Raw genomic sequence first — 17761 nt, forward strand, 5'->3', positions numbered from 1 at the left:
CCAACGGCGAAGAGGGCAACGCGGCGGTTGAGGCGAAGGTGAAGGCGGACGTGGCCGCGCTCTGCGCCCGCTTCCCCATCTACCCCACCCTCTGAGGCCGGACCAAGGGGTGGCCCAAGGCCCACCCACCTGCCGCTCACAGACCTCAGACACCACCACACCCCAAAGCCAACAGCAGGTCCGGTGGGCTTCAGGCCACCGCTACAAGGCCCATGGAATAAATCTGCGACGGAACCGTTCTTCTCAGGCGTACAAACCCTGTGCGCCATTCACAGGAGAGGTTCCCATGCGCTTGCCATTTCAGGCTCCCCCCGCCGTTCTCATAATACTCGTCGTGATCGCCGCACTTGCCTCGGCCAAACTGGCCGAGGCAGATGGCAGCCCCCCGCCCGGCGGCACAGCTGCTCAACTTGAAGCGCTCAGATAACCCCTTGAAGACGCAGCACCACCACAATGGCCGCAAACAACAGGATCAGATTGAAAGCGATTGCAGCGGCGATCGAGAGGATCTGTGTCCGCACCGCTTCCCCCCGGTCGATGCCCGCAATATAGGCGTTCAAATCCTCAAGTGCTTGGGCAAGACGCGCATCGTCCAGCTGTTGCAGCAATCGCGGGTTGCCTGCCAGCGCTTCGGCCTTCGCCAGCAATCCCGCCTGCGCGCGCAATCGGCGCGGCAACACTCGCCCGGCCCGCCTGACCTGTTGGGCCAGCGACGTTCCCCTTACCCCCAAATGCCGCTCAAGCGCGTCTCTGAGGGCAGCCACCTGTGTCTCGATATCTGTCATCGGCCGGACCTTATCCGCACGCACAAACCAAGCGCAATAGCACTGGCGCCATCCCTGCAAATCCGCTAGCCCGAGCCCATGCTGAACTATTCTGAATACGGTGCTGAAGATGCGCCCACTGCTCTGATTGTTCATGGGCTGTACGGCTCGGGGCGCAATTGGGGTGTGATTGCCAAACGGCTGAGCAACGTCTTGCACGTCATCACGCCAGATCTGCGCAACCACGGTCAAAGCCCGTGGGACGACAGCCATGGCTATGAGGATCTGGCGCAGGATCTGGCCGGTCTCATTGCGCAGCTTGGCGGACCTGTGCATGTGGTCGGCCACTCCATGGGGGGCAAGGCGGCGATGGTGCTGGCCAGCCGGCATCCCGAGATGATCGACCGTCTGATCGTGGCTGACATCGCACCGGTGGCTTACAGCCACAGCCAGATGCAGTTCATCACCGCAATGCGCGCAGTGGACCTCGACGCAGTGGAGCGTCGCTCGGACGCCGAAGCGCAGCTTGCTGCACAGGGCGTTGAGTCCGCGTTGCAAAGCTTCTTTACCCAGTCGCTCGATGTGGCAGAGAAACGTTGGCGGTTGAATCTGGATGCGCTCGCCGCCGATATGGAGAAAATCCTCGGTTTTCCCGATCTGACAGCGCCCTTCGACGGGCCGACGCTCTTTCTCTCGGGTGCTGCCTCAGAGTATGTGAAGCCGGAGCACCGCCCGCAGATCAAGACGCTCTTCCCCAAGGCGCGGTTTGCGAAGCTGCCGGGCGCGGGCCATTGGCTGCACGCCGACAAACCGCGCGAATTCGAGGCTGCTGTGCGCGCCTTCCTGACGGCCTGACGGGAACCACGACCAATCTGGCAATCGGCCCTTGCGCCCGGGCCTTCGATGCCTATAACGCAGGACAATTTGGGCACATCCGCGTGCCCGTCTGCCCGGGGGTCGCACCATGCCAAAAAGAACCGATATCAAGTCCATCATGATCATCGGTGCTGGCCCTATCGTGATTGGTCAGGCCTGCGAGTTTGACTATTCCGGCGCGCAAGCCTGCAAGGCGCTGAAAGAGGAAGGCTACCGCGTCATCCTCGTGAACTCCAACCCTGCGACGATCATGACCGACCCTGGGCTGGCCGATGCGACCTATATTGAGCCCATCACACCCGAGATGGTCGCAAAGATCATCGAAAAGGAGCGGCCCGATGCGCTGCTGCCCACCATGGGCGGGCAGACCGGGCTGAACACTTCTCTGGCGCTGGAAGAGATGGGTGTGCTGGACAGGTTCAACGTCGAAATGATCGGCGCCAAACGCGACGCCATCGAGATGGCTGAAGACCGCAAGCTCTTCCGCGAGGCGATGGACCGTCTGGGCATTGAAAACCCCCGCGCCACCATTATCACCGCCCCCACAGATACAAATGGAAAGAAGGACTTGCAGGCCGGAGTTCAAGCAGCACTTGAAGCACTGGAAGAGGTCGGCCTGCCCGCGATCATCCGTCCTGCCTTCACCATGGGCGGCACCGGTGGCGGTGTGGCCTACAACCGCGATGACTATGAGGCGATCTGCCGGTCGGGCATGGATGCCTCGCCGGTGGGGCAGATTCTCGTGGACGAATCCCTGCTCGGCTGGAAAGAGTTCGAGATGGAGGTGGTGCGTGACACCGCCGACAACGCCATCATCGTCTGCTCCATCGAGAACGTGGACCCGATGGGCGTGCACACCGGCGATTCCATCACCGTGGCCCCGGCACTGACGTTGACCGACAAGGAATACCAGATCATGCGCAACCACTCCATCGCGGTGCTGCGCGAGATCGGAGTGGAGACGGGCGGCTCCAACGTGCAATGGGCGGTGAACCCGGATGATGGCCGCATGGTGGTGATCGAGATGAACCCGCGGGTCAGCCGCTCCTCGGCGCTCGCTTCCAAGGCCACGGGCTTCCCCATCGCCAAGATCGCGGCGAAGCTCGCCGTGGGCTTCACCCTCGATGAGCTCGACAATGACATCACCAAGGTCACGCCCGCGAGCTTTGAGCCGACCATCGACTATGTGGTCACCAAGATCCCGAAATTCGCCTTCGAGAAATTCCCCGGCTCCACGCCGGATCTGACCACCGCGATGAAGTCGGTGGGTGAGGCCATGTCTATTGGCCGCACCATCCACGAGAGCCTGCAAAAGGCGCTGGCCTCCATGGAGCAGGGGCTGACCGGCTTCAACGAGATCGACATCCCCGGCGCGCAGGATCCAACTTCCGGCAAGGCCGCGATCACTAAGGCCCTGGCAGCGCAGACGCCCGACCGGCTGCGGGTCATCGCGCAGGCCATGCGCGAAGGGCTGGAGGATGACGAGATCCACGCCATCACACGGTTCGATCCGTGGTTCCTTGCTCGGATCCGTGAGATCGTCGACACGGAACAGACTCTGGAAAGCGAAGGGCTGCCGCAGGAGGCCGCGCCGCTGCGCGCGCTCAAGATGATGGGCTTCACCGACGCGCGTCTGGCTGAGTTGACCGACCAGACAGAGGCCGAGGTGCGCAGCCTCCGCCAAGCCGCGGGCGTTACGGCGGTCTTCAAGCGCATCGACACCTGTGCCGCCGAGTTCGAAGCCCAGACACCCTACATGTACTCCACCTATGAGGCGCCCGTCTTTGGCGAAGTGGAATGCGAGGCGCGCCCTTCCGACCGCAAGAAGGTGGTGATCCTCGGCGGTGGCCCCAACCGCATCGGGCAAGGCATCGAGTTCGACTACTGCTGCTGCCACGCCTGCTATGCGCTGACGGATGCGGGCTATGAAACCATCATGGTCAACTGCAACCCCGAGACGGTCAGCACCGACTACGACACGTCAGACCGCCTCTATTTCGAACCGCTCACCTTCGAGCATGTGATGGAGATCCTCCGGGTCGAGCAGGACAATGGCAAGCTGCACGGGGTCATCGTGCAGTTTGGTGGCCAGACTCCGCTGAAGATTGCACAAGCACTGGCCAACGAAGGCATCCCGATCCTCGGCACCACACCCGACGCCATTGATCTGGCCGAGGACCGCGAACGCTTTCAGCAACTGGTGCAGTCCCTCGGCCTCAAGCAACCGAAGAACGGCATCGCCCACTCCGACGCCGAAGCTCTTGAGATCGCAGCAGAGATCGGCTTCCCGCTGGTGATCCGGCCGTCTTACGTCCTCGGTGGCCGCGCGATGGAGATCGTGCGCGATCAAGCCAGCCTTGAACGCTATATCTCTGAGGCCGTGGTGGTCTCGGGTGACAGCCCGGTGCTGCTCGACAGCTATCTTGCAGGTGCCGTCGAGCTTGACGTCGACGCGCTCTGCGACGGGACAGAGGTGCATGTCGCGGGTATCATGCAGCATATCGAGGAGGCGGGCGTGCACTCAGGTGACAGCGCCTGTTCCCTGCCGCCCTACTCCCTGCCCCGAGACATCATCGCCGAGATTGAGAAACAGACCCACGCGCTCGCCAAGGCGCTGAATGTGGTGGGCCTGATGAACGTGCAATTCGCAATTAAGGACGGCGAGATCTACCTCATCGAGGTGAACCCCCGCGCCTCCCGGACCGTGCCCTTTGTGGCAAAAGCGACGGATAGCGCCATCGCCTCCATCGCCGCGCGTCTGATGGCGGGTGAGCCGCTGTCGACCTTCCCGCATCGCCCGCCCTATGACGCGGATGCCGCCTATGAAGCCACCTTACCTCTGGGCGACCCAATGACGCTGGCGGACCCCAACATGCCATGGTTTTCGGTCAAGGAGGCCGTTCTGCCCTTCGCCCGCTTCCCCGGCGTTGACACGCTGCTGGGTCCGGAAATGCGCTCCACCGGCGAGGTCATGGGCTGGGACCGCGACTTCCCCCGCGCCTTCCTCAAGGCGCAGATGGGCGCAGGCATGGTGCTGCCGCCCAAAGGCTGCGCCTTTATCTCGATCAAGGATGCGGACAAGACCGACGATATGCTCGACACCGCGCGCATCCTGCTGGATCAAGGGTTTACGCTGGTCGCCACCCGCGGCACCGCCGCGTGGCTGAACGAGCACGGCATGACCTGCGGCACGGTCAACAAGGTCTATGAGGGCCGCCCCGATGTGACCGACATGATGAAGGACGAGGCCATCCATCTGGTGATGAACACCACCGAAGGCGCACAAGCGGTGGAGGACAGCAAGTCGATCCGCGCCATCGCGCTCTACGACAAGATCCCCTATTTCACCACTGCCGCCGGCAGTTACGCCGCAGCGCTGGCAATTCGCGCGCAGGCTGACGGCGACGTGGGTGTGAAGGCGCTGCAGGGGTAAAGCGCAAGGACCTGCCCCGGCCCGCCCGGCAGACAACAAGGCAGCGACCTGTCAGACACCAGACGACGGTGGCGTGCGGCGGTTGTTGGACGCATGCACCCGGCCACGAAGACTCCCACACGGTCACGGCCGCCCCTTGTCCCGCAACACATGTTCACTTAATGTTCTCTTCATACACCCATGAATCACGAGGAGAACCGCATAATGATCCCTGGAAGTTGTTGCTGTGGGGCGGTCAAATTCGAATTGCTGACCCCACCTTACATGATGGGAACATGCCACTGCTCGCGATGTCGCAAGGCCGGAGCCAGCGTGATTGCCTTCATCAAGAAAGACGATTTGAGATGGATCCAGGGCCGCGAGTCCATCAAGGTGTTCGCCCCCAAGGCACCCTACAAATACAGCCGCTGCTTTTGTAAGATATGCGGGTCTTCGCTGGGCGAGATACTTTCAGACGCCGACAGCTTTCCAATCGCTGCCAATGCTCTCGACGCGGACATAAGCGTGAGAAATCAATTCCACGAATTCGTTTCCGAAAAACCCGCCTGGTACGAGATCTGTGATGACGCGGAGCAGTTCGAAGGGCATCCGACCAGCGCCTAGTTTGACGGAACGGCGGTCAATGAAACCGCCCGGCGCCCTACTCCGCCTCGACACGCTCTTGCTCATCGTCTGCGATCAAACGATGCGCGGCCTCGATCACATGCGCTTGTGTGAAGGGCCGCGCAAGATGCTGCCAATGCGGGAACAGCCGCCGGTCCCGCAGGTCCAGAGTGATCACCCCGCGCTGTTGCAGCCAGTCAACGTCGGGTGGATCGAGCACCAGATGCCCGTCTTGTGCCGCGACAAACACCAACATCGGGTCAAAGTCACCCTCGGGCGCCGCCCGGGCCTCGGCCACCGTTTCAAACACCCGGCTGACAGTGCTCGGATTCCAGAACGCAAAGATCCCCGCAATGTCCTGAGAGACCAGCGGATCACGGATGACAATCGCAACGCATAGGGTGTTGTCCAAACTGTTTCCTCACATCAAACGCTGACTATGGAACCCTTTGCGAGCCTTTGCATTAAACTATGACATAGCAGGAGTAGAAAATGACCACCGACTGCAAAGCTTGCCCGCTCCGCAGCCAACCCATTTTTGACGACATGACCCAGGATGAACTGGAGAAGACCCGGCGGTTCAAATCCGGCGAGCTCGCGGTTGACCCGGGCACACCAATTCTCATGGAAGGATCGAACGCGCCCCAGCTCTATACGGCCCTGCGCGGCATGGGCCTGCGCTACAAGACACTGCCGGATGGCAATCGCCAGGTGATCAATTTCATCTTCCCCGGTGACTTCATCGGGCTGCAGGCCAGTATGCTGGGTGAGATGGGGCATTCGGTGGAAGCGACCACGCATATGACCCTCTGCGTCTTCGACCGCGGCGATTTCTTCGACTTCTTCCGCAGCTCCACTGCGCGCGCCTTTGACATCACCTGGCTTGCCGCAACCGAGGAACATTTTCTCGGCGACACGCTGGCCACCGTGGGTCAGCGCGATGCCATCTCGGCAATTGCCTGGGCTTTTGTGCGCATTTTCCAGCGGGCCGAAACCCTGGGCTTGGTCCGCAACGGCGTCATGCCGTTTCCGTTCAAGCAGCAGGATGTGGCGGACGCGCTGGGTCTCTCTCTTGTGCATACAAACAAGACCCTGGCCCGCCTGCGCGAACGCCAGCTTTTGGCCTGGAGCGACAACACATTGAAGATCCACGATCTGGCCGAGCTTGCCACCGTCGCAGACATGGAGCTTGAGGCCGTCAAGCCGCGCCCGCTGATCTGAACTTGGGCTGGCAGAGGCTGCAAAGTGCCTCGGGGTCCCGGTGCCATAGCATCCACCTAGGAGGCCCGTCCCCATGCAAGACACCCGGTCGGCATGGCTGTCTCAAACTGGGTCTCGACGTCTGACGCCCCCAATGTCCTAGGCTGTGTGTCATAGGATCAAGCATTTTTAACGTCGAAGGAGGTCCCAAATGCGTCGTCTTGCCTGTCTTCCCGCCCTTGCTCTCATAGCCTGTGCCCCCGCGCCGGAGCCCGTGACGGGCACACTGCCGATCTTTGGCGATGGCTATCGCTTCAAGGGCGATATCTGCCGCCGCGTGGGCGAAGATGATTTCACCAACCCGTTCCTCGATGATGCCGCTGATCTGGTCGCCTGCCCCGAAGATGCCGAAAACCTCGGCGTCTTTGTGATCGACACCGGCGCAGAAGAAGTGGCCCGGCGTGACGGCTATGTGCTCTTTTCGGTTCCGCTGCGCTGAGCATCTGACCTCTCCACAATGCGCTCTGCGACCTCACCACCCTCGGTGAGACGTTGCGTCCCGTCGCTTGACCTGCGGACGGGAATTCCCACATGGTGGCGCACCTTTTTGGAGACAGTTTCATGAACACGCCCGTTATCACCGGCGCCGGTGTGCACACGCCATCAGACGTCATCACCAATGCCGAGCTGGTGGCCGCGTTCAACGCCTATGTCGACCTCTACAACACCAAGCATGCGGATGAGATTACCTCCGGTGAGCTGCCGGCAAAAGAATATTCCTCTGAGGAGTTCATCGTCAAAGCCTCGGGGATCGAACAACGCCATGTCGTCGACAAAACCGGCATACTGGATCCAACGGTCATGCACCCGCTGCTGCGTCAACGGCAGGATGACGAACCTTCTTTGATGGCAGAGATCGGTCTGAAAGCCGCGCAAAGCGCGCTTGATCAGGCGGGAAAAACTGCGGATGACATCGATCTGGTGATCTGTGCTGCCTCGAATATGGAACGGGCATACCCGGCCGTGGCCATTGAAATCCAGCACCTTCTGGGCGTGAGCGGCTTTGCCTTCGACATGAATGTCGCCTGTTCGTCGGCCACCTTCGGCATCCAGGCCGCCGCCGACATGATCCGATCCGGCAGCATCCGCGGCGCATTGGTGATCAACCCAGAGATTTGCTCGGCCCATCTGGAGTGGCGGGATCGCGATTGCCATTTCATCTTTGGCGATGTGGCTACCGCCACCCTGCTTGAACGGCAAGCAGCCGCCACGGGCCCATTCTTCAGGGTGCTCTCAACCCGCTGCGCAACGGAGTTCTCCAACAATATCCGTAACAACAACGGATATCTGCGGCGCTCACGTCCCGCTGGTATGGCGGATCGCCGGGACATGCAGTTCATGCAAAACGGGCGGAAGGTGTTCAAGGAAGTGCTGCCCATGGTCTCGGACCACATCGCGCGCCATATGGCGGAGGGCAGCGTCGCGGCGGCGGATCTACGGCGGCTCTGGCTGCATCAGGCCAACAAGACGATGAATGACTTCATCGGCAAAAAGGTCCTGGGGCGGACGCCGCGCCCTGACGAGCAGCCCAATATCCTGCAGGATTATGCGAATACGTCCTCTGCCGGGTCGATCATCGCCTTTGCCAAGTACTCAGGCGATCTGGAGGCCGGAGACAAGGGGCTGATTTGTTCCTTTGGCGCGGGCTACTCGGTGGGGTCAGTTCTGGTGGAACGCGCAGGCTAGGTTGGTGCCGCACCGTGGTCGTTTTCCAGATGCAACTTCATGTCAATCAGCACCTGCTGCAATAAGACCGTCTCTTTCAGCAGGCGCTTGGCCTCGTTCACGGTGATTTTCCCATCTTCCATGGACTGCTGATATTCGGCCATCAGCATGGCAAACCGTTGACTGAGCGCAATCACATCCGAATTCACACCGCCGGGGCGTTCTGCGTTGGGGCGACGTTCATCGTATTGCAGCGAGCTGCCAGACAACTCCGCCAGAGCTGCGGTCACATGTGGATACTCCGACGCCTGCTCCAGCAGCGCCACCGCTTCGATGGGCATAAACCGATCCGCATGTTCATCATGGTCGGAATAATAGCGCCCCAAAGTCGCCTTTGACTTCCCGGTCAGCTTGCAGGCCTGCTCGATGCCGACATCTTTCACCAAGGTTTCGGTGTGTTTTTTCAGATACCTGCTGACGGCTGTCATATGGCTCCTTTCGCTTCAATCTGGTGGGGGACCCGACCAAACCCCGCGCATAAGCCCTTCCATTAATCGGATGTCAGGGAAATGTCATTTATAAAAGCACTCCCGGTGTTCGGGAGTCTAGTGAGTGGCCGGCGGCCCCAGCGCCGGTTTCGGGTAAGGGCCTGTTGCGCTCTGCCGTTTTGGGATCGGTAGGTTGGCGTTCGCGTCAGCACCTGCGCACGGGCTTTGTTTTCAAAATCGCGCCCGCTTGCGGCCAACCGGACAGCCCCCTATGAACAGCGCCATGGCCAAGCTCTACTTTCACTACTCCACCATGAACGCGGGCAAATCCACGGTTCTGCTGCAAGCCGCGCACAACTATCGCGAGCGGGGCATGACACCCTATCTGCTGACCGCGCGGCTGGATGATCGCGCGGGCGCAGGGCAGATCGCCTCTCGGATCGGAATAAAGGAACCCGCCGATACATTCAGGACGCAGGATGATCTCTTTGCCGCCATCGCTGCGCGTTTGCGAGAGGGTCCTATTGCCTGCGCCTTTGTGGATGAGGCGCAATTCCTGACCGAAAGCCAGGTCTGGCAACTGGCGCGGGTTGTGGATGATCTGCGCGTGCCGGTGATGTGTTTTGGGCTGCGCGTCGATTTTCGCGGCCAGCTCTTTCCCGGCTCAGCCACCTTGCTGGCGCTGGCGGACGAGATGCGCGAGGTGCGCACCATTTGCCATTGCGGTAAGAAGGCCACGATGGTCGTGCGGCAAGATGCGGAGGGCAACACCCTGATCGACGGCGCGCAGGTTCAGGTTGGTGGGAACGAGACCTATGTCTCGCTCTGCCGCAAACACTGGCGCGCCGCCGTGGGCGACATCACACCAGATTAGGCGGCGTCTCCCCGGCAAAAAAGGCTTGCAGATTGCGCACTGACATCAGCCCCATGTCTTCCCGCACTTCGAGCGCAGCCGTGCCCAGATGCGGCAGCAGCACGACGTTCTCCATGGCGCAAAGCGCGTCCGGCACCGCAGGCTCAAACTCATAGACATCGAGACCGGCGCCGCCAATCGCACCCTGCTCCAGAACACGAATCAGCGCGGCCTCTTCCACCACATTGCCGCGCGCAATGTTGATCAGATGCGCATGCGGCTGCATCGCCTCTAGAACCTCGGCGTTGATCAGGTGATGCGTCTCGTCGCCCCCCGGCACGGCGAGCACCAGCACATCGACGGCAGCCGCAAGCGCCAGCAGGCTGTCCATCCGAGTCGCCGGGAAGTCCAAGACTTTGGGCGAGCGGCTGTGATAGGCAACCGTCATGCCAAAGCCCGCGTGGCAGCGCCGCGCGATAGCCTGACCAATCCGCCCCATGCCGACGATGCCGACGGTTTTGCCACCCAGGTGCATGCCCAGCAGCTGCGTCGGGTGCCACCCCTCCCAGCGGCCCGCGCGCAGCAGACGTTCGCCCTCGCCCGCACGGCGCGCGCTCATCAGCATCAGAGTCAGCGCCACATCCGCCGTCGCATCCGTCACGGCACCCGGCGTGTTGCTCACCGTGATACCCGCCGCCTTGGCCGCCGCCACGTCGATATGGTTGTACCCCACCCCGAAGTTGGCGAGGATCTGGCAGCGCCAATCCTCTTGCGCCTTGAAGATATCGGATGAGAACAGATCGCCCAGCGTCGGGATCACCCCGTCGTACTCGCTCAGCGCTGTGCGCATCTCTTCCACCGTAAGCGGCGACGTCATTGGGCGCACGGTCAGGTCAAAGTCGGCGCGCGCAGCCGCCTGCACCGTCTCCGGCAGCGGTCGTGTCATGAAAATCTTGGTCAATGCATCCGTCCTCCCTGTGGCACGTCCTGATCAGGACCGATCAGCACGATGTTCCCCGCCTCATCCGGCAACCCAAGCACCAGAACCTCCGACATAAACGGGCCGATCTGGCGCGGCGGAAAGTTCACCACGGCCATCACCTGTTTGCCGACCAGATTCTCGGGGGCGTAATGCGCGGTGATCTGGGCCGAGGTCTTACGCTCACCGATCTCCTCGCCAAAGTCGATCCACATCTTGATCGCCGGTTTGCGTGCTTCGGGAAAGGGCTCAGCCCGCAGGATGGTGCCGCAGCGCACGTCGACCTTCAGGAAATCGTCGAAACTGATGTTATCCACGTGCCAACTCCCGCGACCGATCCGTCGCTGCTTTCACGGCACGCGGCAGCAGCGTTGGAAAACCTGCGTCCTTGTCCATCAGAACCTCCAGCGCCGCCTGTGTCGTACCATTAGGGGACGTCACGTTGACGCGCAGCTGCGACGGGTCTTCCTCAGCCTGCTGCGCCAGCGCGCCCGCCCCGGCCACCGTGGCCTTGGCCAACTGCATCGCCAGATCCTCCGGCAGGCCCTGTGCGACCCCCGCCGCCGCCAGTGTTTCGATCAGGTGAAACACATAGGCCGGGCCGGAGCCGCTGACACCCGTGACCGCGTCGATCTGAGCCTCATCGGTCAGGCGTACGACTTCACCCACCGCGCTGAGCAAGCCTTCGGCTTCCTCCAACGCCGCAGCACCAACGTGGGTGTTTCCGACAGTTGCGGTGATGCCCCGCGAGATGGCTGCAGGCGTGTTCGGCATAGCCCGGATGATCGGTGTCTGATCGCCCAGAATACCCTCCAGCCGGTCAAGCGTGATGCCTGCGGCCACGCTCACAAAGACGGTCTGGGCATTGCCCATAGCCGCCAGCGTCGGCAACGCCTCCGCCATCATCTGCGGTTTCACGGCAATCAGAACAACAGCGGGGGTCTTGGGCAGAGGGGCGTTGATCTGCACACCAGTCGAGGTCAGCCAGTGGGAGGGATGCGGGTCCACCACCCAGACCGACCCTGCAGGCAGACCCCGGCCCAGCCAGCCCGCAAGCATGGCCGACCCCATCTTGCCACAGCCCAGCAGGACAAGCCCCTGCTGCGCGATCCGGCTCTCCTGCATAATCCTTCCCCCCGAAATCCCTGTTTCAGGGGGAAGGTTTACGCCCGACCGTATGCCTCTGCAATGGCGACCTGCAGCGCCTCGGCCGGGGTCTGGTTGCCCCAGGCCAGCAGTTGCATGGCAGGATAGTAGCGTTCCGCACTCATCACGGCGGCTCCGATCATCGTGTCGATCTGATCAGCACTGGCCACATGGCCGCCCGCCAGCACCAGGCCGTAGCGGTACACCATGAGCTTCTGTTCGTCCCAATAGGTGAAGGCCCCGGCCCAGCACTGATCGTTCACGTGATTGAGGAGTTCGTAGAGGTCTGCGTGCTTGTCTTCGGGTGGTTCCATGTCGAAGGTGCAGATCAGACGCAGGGTCTGATCAAACGCCGACCAAGCCAGTGTCAATGAATACGTGCGCCATTGGCCTTCCACAGCCATGGCAATCTGCTCATCCGAAATGCGGTCGAAGTCCCACTCGTGATGCTCGGCAAGGTGCTCGACAATGTCGATGGGATGAATGTCGTCTTCAATGAACTGCTCGGACAGGGCCATGGTACCACCTCTTGTTATCGCACTAGCGGTTTGGGCCTAGGTGGCCCCCAACACTAGGTGCCTGCTCTACAGGCCGGGGCGATCCCCCGCGCCTATACAAGATATGGTGCGGCGCGAATGCCCTCTCTGGCAACCCCTATTCTTGGGGGTAACCGCAATAAGTTGTGGATGAGCGGAGATATGACCCAAAATCTCACCAATCGTTACCGTTGGCGGGCGGGCATTAACCAGATTTTAACGGAAGAACGGCGATCCGCGCCGCATCCCAGCGCGGATCAGAAGGTCCAAGGGCCGGATCAGGCCTTGGATTCGAGCGCGTCGAGGCGTGCTTTCAACGCTTCGTTTTCTTCGCGCGCTTTCTGCGCCATGGCGCGCACGGCGTCGAATTCTTCGCGGGTCACGAAATCACGGTCCGCGAGCCAGCGGTCCATCATACCCTTCATGGCCGTCTCGGCCTCGTCCCGGGCCCCTTGAGCGACCCCCATCGCGTTGGTCATCAGTTGCGAAATATCGTCAAAGATCTTGTTGCGCGTCTGCATGGATCACCTCCTGCTGGTCTCCCCCTCTATATGGGCCGCGACACCGCGCGCTGCAAGGTTGACTTCCCCGGCCCGGCACAGGAAAGGAGGGGCATGCCAGCGCTCCTCCCCTTCCCCGACATCTCGCCGGAGATTTTCTCCGTCACGCTCTTTGGCATGGAGTTTGCGCTGCGCTGGTATGCATTGGCCTACATTGTTGGCATCCTGCTGGGCTGGCAATTGGTCGTGCGCGCAGTGCAGACGCCGCGCCTCTGGGCCAATCAGCAGCCAGTGATGACAAAAGCGCAGATCGAGGATCTGCTGACATGGGTAATCATCGGCGTGATTCTCGGCGGGCGCCTGGGCTATGTGCTGTTTTATCAGCCCGCCTATTATCTGCAGCATCCCGGCGAGATCCTCGCGGTTTGGCAGGGAGGCATGGCGTTTCACGGCGGGCTTTTGGGCGTCATCTTTGCAGGGCTGATCTACACTTGGCGCCATAATATCCCTCGGCTGAGCGCGGCGGACGTCATGGCCTTGGGCGTGCCGCCCGGTCTGCTTTTGGGGCGCATCGCCAATTTCATCAATGCCGAACTTTGGGGCCGCCCGACCAGCCTGCCATGGGGTGTGGCCTTTCCAACGGAGGCTGCACAGGCCTGCCCCGGCATCGTGGGCCTTTGCGCACGGCACCCCTCGCAACTCTATGAGGCCGCGTTGGAAGGCCTGCTTTTGGGAGCCGTGCTGATCTGGATGGTCTGGCGGTCTGGCGCGTTGAAGACGCCCGGACGTGTGGCAGGTACGTTCTTTGCCGGATACGGCGCCGCCCGCTTCGTGGTTGAATTCGTGCGCCAGCCGGATGCGCAATTCGCCACCGATGGGAACCCGCTGGGCCTCGCCTGGCACATTGGCGGCTGGGGCCTGACCATGGGGCAGTTGCTGTCACTGCCGATGATCCTGCTTGGGCTCTGGCTGATCCGGCGCACGCGGGGCGCATGAGCCTGCGCAACATATTGCGCGCCCGCATTCGGCAGACCGGCCCGATGTCGCTGGCGGACTATATGGGCGAATGCCTGCTGCATCCCGAGCATGGGTACTACACAACCGGCAGCCCATTTGGCGCAGACGGTGATTTCACAACCGCCCCCGAGATCAGTCAGATGTTCGGCGAGCTTCTGGGCCTGAGCCTCGCGCAGAGCTGGCTGGATCAGGGCACCCCGGCCCCTTTCACGCTGGCCGAGCTTGGCCCGGGCCGCGGGACGCTCATGGCCGATGTCCTGCGCGCGACGCAGCGCGTGCCGGGCTTTCACGCGGCGGCAGAGATTGTTCTGATCGAGCGGTCGCACGCCCTGCGCAACCAGCAGCGGCAGGCTTTGTCCGATGCGCGTATCCGACATTGCGACAGCGTCGATGACCTGCCCAGACAGCCGCTGTTCCTGATCGCAAACGAGTTCTTCGATGCGCTGCCGATCCGGCAGTTCACGCGCACAGACAGGCACTGGCGCGAAACCCAGATCGGCCTGTCCGACGGGGAGCTGATTCGCGGCCTGGCTCCGGCACTGCCGCAGCCCATGCTGGACAATCGGCTGGCAGACACAAAACCAGGCGATGTGGTGGAATACGCGCCGAGCGCTGCCCCGATCGTTCACGAGATCAGCCAGCGCATTGCAGACCACGGGGGCAGCGCCCTGATCATCGATTATGGCGACTGGCGCAGCCTGGGCGATACCTTTCAGGCCGTGCAGGACCATCAAACCGTGGATCCGCTGGCCAGCCCCGGGCGGGCAGATCTGACCGCGCATGTGGATTTCGAGGCACTCGCCACGGCGGCCAACTGCGCCGTCAGCCGGCTCACGCCGCAGGGTGTCTTTCTGGAACGCCTGGGGATTACGCAGCGCGCGCAGACACTGGCGGCCAGCCTTCGCGGAGAGACGCTTGAGGCGCATGTCGCGGCGCATCGCCGCTTGACGCACCCCGACGAAATGGGAAACCTGTTCAAAGTGATCGGCCTGTTCCCGGAAGGTGGCAGCCCGCCGCCTGGATTGGATCAATGACACTAGAAATTCTGACAGCCGAACAGCTGGCCCCGCTGCGCCATGGCTTTTTCACACGCAAGGGCGGTGCCTCCTCTGGTGTGTTCTCCGGGCTGAATTGCGGGTACGGCAGTTCGGATCAGTCGGAGATTGTGGCCATCAATCGCGCGCGTGCGGCGGACGCCATGCAGGTGGCGCCTGAGCATCTGATCGGGGTGCATCAGGTGCATTCCGCCACCGCTGTCACCATCACCGAACCCTTGACCGACAAGCCGAAAGCGGACGCGATGGTCACCAATCAACCCGGCCTGGCGTTGTCAATTCTGACGGCAGACTGCCAGCCGGTGCTCTTTGCCGACCCAAACGCCCAAGTGATCGGTGCCGCGCATGCAGGCTGGCGCGGCGCGCTCGATGGCATACTTGAGACTACAGTGGAAGCGATGTGCGCGTTGGGCGCAAGGCGCCGCGACATCATCGCCGTGGTCGGCCCCTCCATCTCGCAACGCGCCTATGAGGTCGGGCCCGAGTTTTTCGACACCTTCATGGCTGACACACCGGAAAACGCCCGGTTTTTTGCCTCCGGCGAGGGGGACAGGATGCTGTTCGACCTGCCGGGTTTTGGCCTGCACCGCCTCCGGCACGCGGGCATCGCCACCGCCGAGTGGACACGGCATTGCACCTATAGCGATGCGGAGCGGTTCTACTCCTACCGGCGCACGACCCATGCGAAAGAGGCGGATTACGGCCGCCTTCTGTCTGCCATCACGCTTTAACACCCAATCGTAAACCTCAGACACGCCGTTTCGATCAGAGCACCCGCGCAAAAGGTACGGTTGCGCCGCGCCGTTCCGCCCTCAAGGGGCGGCGCTCTGAAACGGCTGTCGGATGTCGCAGGTTTGCGATTCGGCGGTGTACAAAGCCGCCTCAAGCGGTGGAGGCCAGCCGCTCTTCCAGCACATCGAAGGGCACGCCTGGCTCATCCTTGGCCCCCCGGATCACAAGCGAGGTCTTCACACTCGCCACGTTTGGCGTCGTCAAAAGCTCGCCCGTCAGGAAACGCTGAAAACTGGACAGATCGGGAGCCGCGCACTTCAGGATGAAATCCACCTCCCCGTTCAGCATGTGGCACTCGCGCACCAGCGGCCAGGCGCGGCAACGATCCTCGAAGGCTGTGAGGTCCGCCTCAGCCTGACTGGCCAACCCGACGGAGGCAAAGACCTGCACTTCAAAGCCAAGCTCGCGGGCGTCCACCTCGGCGTGATAGCCTTTGATGTAGCCCGCCTCTTCCAGCGTGCGCACCCGCCGCAGGCAGGGCGGCGCCGAAATGCCCACGCGCTTGGCCAATTCGACATTGGTCATGCGCCCGTCAGCCTGAAGTTCCGCCAGAATCTTTCGATCAATCGGATCTAGTCGCGTTGATGCCATTTCGCCCCCGAATTTTGCGGTTGTTATAGCACCCGCCAAGCCATACGCAATAATATTTCGCTCAAGCGCAAGATTCTTTCTATGATATCGATATGGAGCAACTCTGGATTGCATCTTGTGCCGTAACGACGGGGGTTTCGGTGCGCGCGCGGAGGCTATATATCTCCGGGGCTGCTTCGAAAAGGACCGGGGGTTACGATGAGTGAAACAAGACAAACGCGCGTGCTGATCATCGGCTCAGGTCCGGCGGGCTATACCGCAGGTGTCTACGCCAGCCGGGCGATGCTGAACCCGATTCTGGTGCAGGGGATCGAGCCCGGCGGACAGTTGACCACCACAACAGAGGTCGAGAACTGGCCGGGCGACACCGAGGTGCAGGGGCCTGATCTGATGGTGCGCATGGAAGCCCACGCCAAAACGATGGGCACCGAGATCATCGGCGACATCATCACCGATCTGGACCTGTCGCAGCGCCCTTTCACGGCCAAGGGCGACAGCGGCACCACCTATATAGCGGATGCGGTGATTCTGGCCACCGGCGCGCGGGCCAAATGGCTGGGCCTGCCGTCGGAAGAAAAATTCAAAGGCTTCGGCGTCTCAGCCTGCGCCACCTGTGACGGGTTCTTCTATCGCGGACAGGAGATCGTGGTCATCGGCGGCGGCAACACCGCCGTTGAAGAAGCGCTGTTCCTGACCAACTTTGCCTCAAAGGTCACACTGATCCACCGCCGCGACGAGCTGCGCGCCGAAAAGATCCTGATCGACCGGCTGATGAAGAACCCCAAGATCGAACCGCTCTGGTTCCATGAGTTGGATGAGGTCGTCGGCACGGAGAACCCGCTGGGCGTCGAAGCCGTACGCGTGCGCCACACCAAGACCGGCGAGATCACCGAGATCCCTGCAAAGGGGGTGTTCGTGGCCATCGGCCACGCGCCCGCCAATGAGCTGGTCAAGGATGTGCTGAAAACGCATATGGGCGGCTATGTGGTCACCAAACCGGACAGCACCGAAACCTCGATTCCCGGTGTGTTTGCGGCAGGCGATCTGACCGACCACAAATACCGGCAGGCTGTCACCTCCGCAGGCATGGGCTGCATGGCGGCGCTGGAAGCGGAGCGGTTTCTGGCGGAGCAGGATGGCGCTGAGACGACGACCGCAGAGACCCACGCAGCTGTCACCAGCGCTGCGGAGTAGCCCCGCGCG

Annotated in this window: 21 protein-coding genes; 12 read left to right on the forward strand and 9 right to left on the reverse strand. The window is 61.9% G+C overall.

Translation table 11 applies throughout. The features are described 5' to 3' along the window. Nucleotides 1–286: 286 nt before the first annotated feature. On the forward strand, nucleotides 287–427 hold the full coding sequence (locus tag So717_RS19560) for a hypothetical protein (protein ID WP_159980471.1): 141 nt from the start codon (nucleotides 287–289) through the stop codon (nucleotides 425–427). Here So717_RS19560 and So717_RS19565 read toward each other — a convergent pair. Continuing rightward, complete coding sequence (locus So717_RS19565; RefSeq protein WP_159980473.1) at nucleotides 420–785, reverse strand: hypothetical protein; 366 nt, start codon at nucleotides 783–785, stop codon at nucleotides 420–422. The genes So717_RS19560 and So717_RS19565 overlap by 8 nt on opposite strands. Before the next feature lie 78 nt (nucleotides 786–863). Between So717_RS19565 and So717_RS19570 the strand changes: the two genes are divergently transcribed. The 3 genes from So717_RS19570 (at nucleotide 864) to So717_RS19580 (ending at nucleotide 5676) form a co-directional block, all read left to right on the forward strand. Next, the gene (locus So717_RS19570) at nucleotides 864–1619 is read left to right on the forward strand and encodes an alpha/beta fold hydrolase (RefSeq protein WP_159980475.1); all 756 of its coding nucleotides are present in this window, start codon (nucleotides 864–866) and stop codon (nucleotides 1617–1619) included. A 109-nt stretch (nucleotides 1620–1728) separates the two neighbouring features. Next, nucleotides 1729–5073, forward strand: coding sequence for a carbamoyl-phosphate synthase large subunit (gene carB, locus So717_RS19575; protein ID WP_159980477.1), 3345 nt, complete (start codon nucleotides 1729–1731; stop codon nucleotides 5071–5073). A gap of 204 nt (nucleotides 5074–5277) precedes the next feature. Further along, nucleotides 5278–5676 (forward strand): GFA family protein, encoded by a 399-nt coding sequence (locus So717_RS19580; RefSeq protein WP_159980479.1) that lies wholly within the window; start codon nucleotides 5278–5280, stop codon nucleotides 5674–5676. A gap of 37 nt (nucleotides 5677–5713) precedes the next feature. Here So717_RS19580 and So717_RS19585 read toward each other — a convergent pair whose 3' ends face one another. Further along, nucleotides 5714–6088: a hypothetical protein gene (locus tag So717_RS19585; RefSeq protein ID WP_159980481.1), complete on the reverse strand. Its 375-nt coding sequence runs from the start codon at nucleotides 6086–6088 to the stop codon at nucleotides 5714–5716. An 80-nt stretch (nucleotides 6089–6168) separates the two neighbouring features. Here So717_RS19585 and So717_RS19590 point away from each other — a divergent pair, with 80 nt between their 5' ends. From So717_RS19590 to So717_RS19600, 3 genes are all read left to right on the forward strand, one after another. After that, a complete protein-coding gene (locus tag So717_RS19590) occupies nucleotides 6169–6897 on the forward strand; it encodes a Crp/Fnr family transcriptional regulator (RefSeq protein WP_159980483.1) in 729 nt (242 codons plus the stop codon). Between the two features lie 190 nt (nucleotides 6898–7087). Then, on the forward strand, nucleotides 7088–7375 hold the full coding sequence (locus So717_RS19595) for a hypothetical protein (RefSeq protein ID WP_159980485.1): 288 nt from the start codon (nucleotides 7088–7090) through the stop codon (nucleotides 7373–7375). A 122-nt stretch (nucleotides 7376–7497) separates the two neighbouring features. Further along, nucleotides 7498–8622, forward strand: a complete 1125-nt coding sequence (locus tag So717_RS19600) for a beta-ketoacyl-ACP synthase III (RefSeq protein WP_159980487.1) — start codon at nucleotides 7498–7500, stop codon at nucleotides 8620–8622. Here So717_RS19600 and So717_RS19605 read toward each other — a convergent pair. Further along, entirely contained in the window at nucleotides 8619–9089 is a 471-nt protein-coding gene (locus tag So717_RS19605) for a hypothetical protein (protein WP_159980489.1), read from the reverse strand. The genes So717_RS19600 and So717_RS19605 overlap by 4 nt on opposite strands. A gap of 283 nt (nucleotides 9090–9372) precedes the next feature. On the opposite strand from So717_RS19605, the gene So717_RS19610 reads away from it, so the two are divergent. After that, on the forward strand, nucleotides 9373–9963 hold the full coding sequence (locus So717_RS19610) for a thymidine kinase (RefSeq protein WP_159980729.1): 591 nt from the start codon (nucleotides 9373–9375) through the stop codon (nucleotides 9961–9963). On the opposite strand, the gene So717_RS19615 is transcribed toward So717_RS19610, so the two are convergent. The 5 genes from So717_RS19615 to So717_RS19635 form a co-directional block, all read right to left on the reverse strand. Continuing rightward, the gene (locus tag So717_RS19615; RefSeq protein ID WP_159980491.1) at nucleotides 9950–10888 is read right to left on the reverse strand and encodes a 2-hydroxyacid dehydrogenase; all 939 of its coding nucleotides are present in this window, start codon (nucleotides 10886–10888) and stop codon (nucleotides 9950–9952) included. The two genes, So717_RS19610 and So717_RS19615, sit on opposite strands and share 14 nt — an antisense overlap. A gap of 11 nt (nucleotides 10889–10899) precedes the next feature. Beyond that, a complete protein-coding gene (locus tag So717_RS19620) occupies nucleotides 10900–11238 on the reverse strand; it encodes a tRNA-binding protein (protein WP_159980493.1) in 339 nt (112 codons plus the stop codon). Then, entirely contained in the window at nucleotides 11231–12046 is an 816-nt protein-coding gene (gene proC / locus So717_RS19625) for a pyrroline-5-carboxylate reductase (RefSeq protein ID WP_159980495.1), read from the reverse strand. The genes So717_RS19620 and proC overlap by 8 nt, the downstream gene beginning before the upstream one ends. A gap of 38 nt (nucleotides 12047–12084) precedes the next feature. After that, the gene (locus tag So717_RS19630; RefSeq protein WP_159980497.1) at nucleotides 12085–12585 is read right to left on the reverse strand and encodes a type III secretion system chaperone family protein; all 501 of its coding nucleotides are present in this window, start codon (nucleotides 12583–12585) and stop codon (nucleotides 12085–12087) included. A gap of 296 nt (nucleotides 12586–12881) precedes the next feature. After that, nucleotides 12882–13124, reverse strand: coding sequence for an accessory factor UbiK family protein (locus So717_RS19635; protein ID WP_159980499.1), 243 nt, complete (start codon nucleotides 13122–13124; stop codon nucleotides 12882–12884). Nucleotides 13125–13217: 93 nt separating this feature from the next. Here So717_RS19635 and lgt point away from each other — a divergent pair, with 93 nt between their 5' ends. Genes lgt through pgeF form a run of 3 tightly spaced genes read left to right on the forward strand, consistent with a single transcriptional unit; the run spans nucleotide 13218 to nucleotide 15906 of the window. Then, the gene (lgt, locus tag So717_RS19640) at nucleotides 13218–14099 is read left to right on the forward strand and encodes a prolipoprotein diacylglyceryl transferase (protein WP_159980501.1); all 882 of its coding nucleotides are present in this window, start codon (nucleotides 13218–13220) and stop codon (nucleotides 14097–14099) included. After that, entirely contained in the window at nucleotides 14096–15154 is a 1059-nt protein-coding gene (locus So717_RS19645; protein ID WP_159980503.1) for a class I SAM-dependent methyltransferase, read from the forward strand. The genes lgt and So717_RS19645 overlap by 4 nt, the downstream gene beginning before the upstream one ends. Then, nucleotides 15151–15906, forward strand: coding sequence for a peptidoglycan editing factor PgeF (gene pgeF, locus So717_RS19650; protein WP_159980505.1), 756 nt, complete (start codon nucleotides 15151–15153; stop codon nucleotides 15904–15906). The genes So717_RS19645 and pgeF overlap by 4 nt, the downstream gene beginning before the upstream one ends. Before the next feature lie 151 nt (nucleotides 15907–16057). On the opposite strand, the gene So717_RS19655 is transcribed toward pgeF, so the two are convergent. Next, nucleotides 16058–16558 (reverse strand): Lrp/AsnC family transcriptional regulator, encoded by a 501-nt coding sequence (locus So717_RS19655; RefSeq protein WP_159980507.1) that lies wholly within the window; start codon nucleotides 16556–16558, stop codon nucleotides 16058–16060. Between the two features lie 198 nt (nucleotides 16559–16756). Between So717_RS19655 and trxB the strand changes: the two genes are divergently transcribed. Then, complete coding sequence (trxB, locus tag So717_RS19660; RefSeq protein WP_159980509.1) at nucleotides 16757–17752, forward strand: thioredoxin-disulfide reductase; 996 nt, start codon at nucleotides 16757–16759, stop codon at nucleotides 17750–17752. Nucleotides 17753–17761: the final 9 nt, after the last annotated feature.

The organism is Roseobacter cerasinus, from assembly GCF_009811755.1.
Taxonomy (GTDB): Bacteria; Pseudomonadota; Alphaproteobacteria; order Rhodobacterales; family Rhodobacteraceae; genus Roseobacter; species Roseobacter cerasinus.

Excerpts from the sequence above, each read along its gene's own strand:
- carB (WP_159980477.1), top strand. The coding sequence starts at position 1,729 with ATGCCAAAAAGAACCGATATCAAGTCCATCATGATCATCGGTGCTGGC.
- So717_RS19655 (WP_159980507.1), bottom strand. The coding sequence starts at position 16,558 with ATGGCATCAACGCGACTAGATCCGATTGATCGAAAGATTCTGGCGGAA.
- So717_RS19595 (WP_159980485.1), top strand. The coding sequence starts at position 7,088 with ATGCGTCGTCTTGCCTGTCTTCCCGCCCTTGCTCTCATAGCCTGTGCC.
- So717_RS19570 (WP_159980475.1), top strand. The coding sequence starts at position 864 with ATGCTGAACTATTCTGAATACGGTGCTGAAGATGCGCCCACTGCTCTG.
- So717_RS19630 (WP_159980497.1), bottom strand. The coding sequence starts at position 12,585 with ATGGCCCTGTCCGAGCAGTTCATTGAAGACGACATTCATCCCATCGAC.
- So717_RS19565 (WP_159980473.1), bottom strand. The coding sequence starts at position 785 with ATGACAGATATCGAGACACAGGTGGCTGCCCTCAGAGACGCGCTTGAG.
- So717_RS19635 (WP_159980499.1), bottom strand. The coding sequence starts at position 13,124 with ATGCAGACGCGCAACAAGATCTTTGACGATATTTCGCAACTGATGACC.
- So717_RS19580 (WP_159980479.1), top strand. The coding sequence starts at position 5,278 with ATGATCCCTGGAAGTTGTTGCTGTGGGGCGGTCAAATTCGAATTGCTG.
- So717_RS19605 (WP_159980489.1), bottom strand. The coding sequence starts at position 9,089 with ATGACAGCCGTCAGCAGGTATCTGAAAAAACACACCGAAACCTTGGTG.
- pgeF (WP_159980505.1), top strand. The coding sequence starts at position 15,151 with ATGACACTAGAAATTCTGACAGCCGAACAGCTGGCCCCGCTGCGCCAT.
- So717_RS19615 (WP_159980491.1), bottom strand. The coding sequence starts at position 10,888 with ATGACACGACCGCTGCCGGAGACGGTGCAGGCGGCTGCGCGCGCCGAC.
- So717_RS19610 (WP_159980729.1), top strand. The coding sequence starts at position 9,373 with ATGGCCAAGCTCTACTTTCACTACTCCACCATGAACGCGGGCAAATCC.
- So717_RS19560 (WP_159980471.1), top strand. The coding sequence starts at position 287 with ATGCGCTTGCCATTTCAGGCTCCCCCCGCCGTTCTCATAATACTCGTC.
- So717_RS19590 (WP_159980483.1), top strand. The coding sequence starts at position 6,169 with ATGACCACCGACTGCAAAGCTTGCCCGCTCCGCAGCCAACCCATTTTT.
- lgt (WP_159980501.1), top strand. The coding sequence starts at position 13,218 with ATGCCAGCGCTCCTCCCCTTCCCCGACATCTCGCCGGAGATTTTCTCC.
- trxB (WP_159980509.1), top strand. The coding sequence starts at position 16,757 with ATGAGTGAAACAAGACAAACGCGCGTGCTGATCATCGGCTCAGGTCCG.
- So717_RS19600 (WP_159980487.1), top strand. The coding sequence starts at position 7,498 with ATGAACACGCCCGTTATCACCGGCGCCGGTGTGCACACGCCATCAGAC.
- proC (WP_159980495.1), bottom strand. The coding sequence starts at position 12,046 with ATGCAGGAGAGCCGGATCGCGCAGCAGGGGCTTGTCCTGCTGGGCTGT.
- So717_RS19645 (WP_159980503.1), top strand. The coding sequence starts at position 14,096 with ATGAGCCTGCGCAACATATTGCGCGCCCGCATTCGGCAGACCGGCCCG.